The sequence below is a fragment of the Microbacterium sp. MPR-TSA4 genome, from assembly GCF_058792815.1.
The window spans coordinates 1-1860 of the sequence record NZ_JBXAFF010000092.1 but is presented as its reverse complement, the minus strand read 5'-3'; the positions used below and the strand labels follow the sequence as shown (position 1 = coordinate 1860).

Genomic DNA, 1860 nt, shown 5'->3' with positions numbered 1-1860 from the left:
TGGGAGGGGGCGGTGCTGGTCATCCCCCCGGGTCCGTGGTCCATGCCGGGCATGGTGCCGTCGGTGGGGGCGCAGCCGGCGAGCACGAGCACGGTGGCCAGGGCGCCGGCGGTCAGCGTGAGAGTACGAAAACGCATCAGGGGTGTCCTTGTCTATTCAGTCGGTGAGGGTCTGATTCAGTGCCCGGGAGGGCAGGGTGCAGCATCCCCGGCAAGGGTCGCCGGGGTTCAGGCGGAATCAGGTGCGACTGATGGACAGGACAAGCAGTGAAGGCGGGCGGGGATGCGGCAATCCGACCAGCAGAGTCCGGGTATGGGAGCGCGAGCGGGCTACGGCGTATGTGAGAAGGGCACGGGACGTCGGGGCGAGCAGGACGATCCCCGCGGCCAGCAGCGCCAGCACGCACACCATCATCAGCATCGAGTGATCCGGCATCCCCGCAGGGCTGCCGCACCCGTCCTGGCAATGCCCTCCAGCGCCCTCCGCCGCAGCTGCGGTCATCGGCGTATCGTCGGCGGCGGCTGGTGCGGAGCCGACCTGGCTGTGCGTGCTCATCGCGCTGGTCTCTGATGCCAGGGCGGGCTGGTGGGAACCGGTCAGGACGTGCATGGACAGCAGCCCGGTGATGATCGCCAGGGCGATCGGAGCGGCCAGCAGGAGCCGTCGCACCCCGGGGGTCAGACGCGCGTGCGAGCGAATCACGTTCACGACCGACCTCCTTCCCGTCCAGGGTAGCGGTGCCTTGCCTCCGCGACACGGTCAGAACACCACGCACGGGAGCGGGTGCCCCCTACCACTCAGCATATACCCATCCGGGGTATCCAGGATGGGTATCGCTTCGGGGATGGCTACCCGCCCGGGGTATGCTGGGCGTGATCGAGGAAGGGGCGTCGACGGTGAACCAGGTGGTGGCGCGACGGCGGGCACTCGGGTCCCGGCGTGCCCTGTGGTTCTACCTGGCCGCGGTGACCGCGATCATCGCGGGGCTGCTTGCGATGCATTCGCTGAGTCTGGAAGAGGACCAGGCGGGCACTGTCGTGTCCGCCTCCGCAGTCGTTGCGGCCCCCGATGCCGCCGCTGATGTCCTGGTCAGCGGGGTGGTGACGCCCTCGTGCGATGAGACGGTCTGCGGGACGTCTCATGCTTTCGCTGCCGTGACGTGTCTGCTCGCGTTGCTGACCCTGCTCATCCTGGTGCTCCCGGCCCGGGACGGGTGGATGTCGCTGCTGGCGTGGCTGCGATCCCTCCCCGGCAGGTCGAGCTCGTTCACGTCCGGGTCGCCTCTTCTGCGGCCCTCCCTGATCGTGCTGTCGATCAGCCGCACCTGATCAGCACCCCGCCCGCGCCCGCCGCCTGAGCCGCCGCCGGCGCGTGATGTCGCCGACGGTCCACGATGTGCGGCCCGCAGGCGAGCGCGACCCGTCTGCGGCAGCGCCATGGGTGATCCGATCCCGGATTCTCGCCGTGCACTCCGGGCCGCGGCTCCCGGTTGGACCGTGTGACGGCGACCGTGCGCACCTTCATCGTCCCCCTCATCCAGGAAAGTCTTGTATGCCCGAACCCGCCCCCTCCACCCCGACTCCCGGTACCGGAACGCGCCGTGCGGCGAGAGCCGCCCTGTCTTCCCCACCCGTCCAGACGCGACGCGATCGACGCCGTCGGCCCACCCGTGCCGCCCGGACACCTCGACACGCGCCGCGCCGCACGCTCACCCGATCCCGGATGCTCGCCGGCGCGGTGATGCTCCCGGTCGCGTCGATCGCCGGACTGCCGTTGCTGATCCCGTTGACGCCGGAGCCGGTGTTCGCCGTCGAGGCGACCCGCACCCCGGTGCGCGCCCAGTCGTTCACCACCCCCGAC

The 1860-nt window shown here is 70.3% G+C and carries 2 protein-coding genes; one reads left to right on the top strand and one right to left on the bottom strand.

The genetic code is table 11. The annotated features are described in order from the left end of the window. Positions 1–237: 237 nt before the first annotated feature. Positions 238–708: a DUF6153 family protein gene (locus AC1Q49_RS16190; protein ID WP_492493425.1), complete on the bottom strand. Its 471-nt coding sequence runs from the start codon at positions 706–708 to the stop codon at positions 238–240. A 155-nt stretch (positions 709–863) separates the two neighbouring features. On the opposite strand from AC1Q49_RS16190, the gene AC1Q49_RS16185 reads away from it, so the two are divergent. Beyond that, entirely contained in the window at positions 864–1328 is a 465-nt protein-coding gene (locus tag AC1Q49_RS16185; protein ID WP_005049597.1) for a DUF6153 family protein, read from the top strand. Positions 1329–1860: the final 532 nt, after the last annotated feature.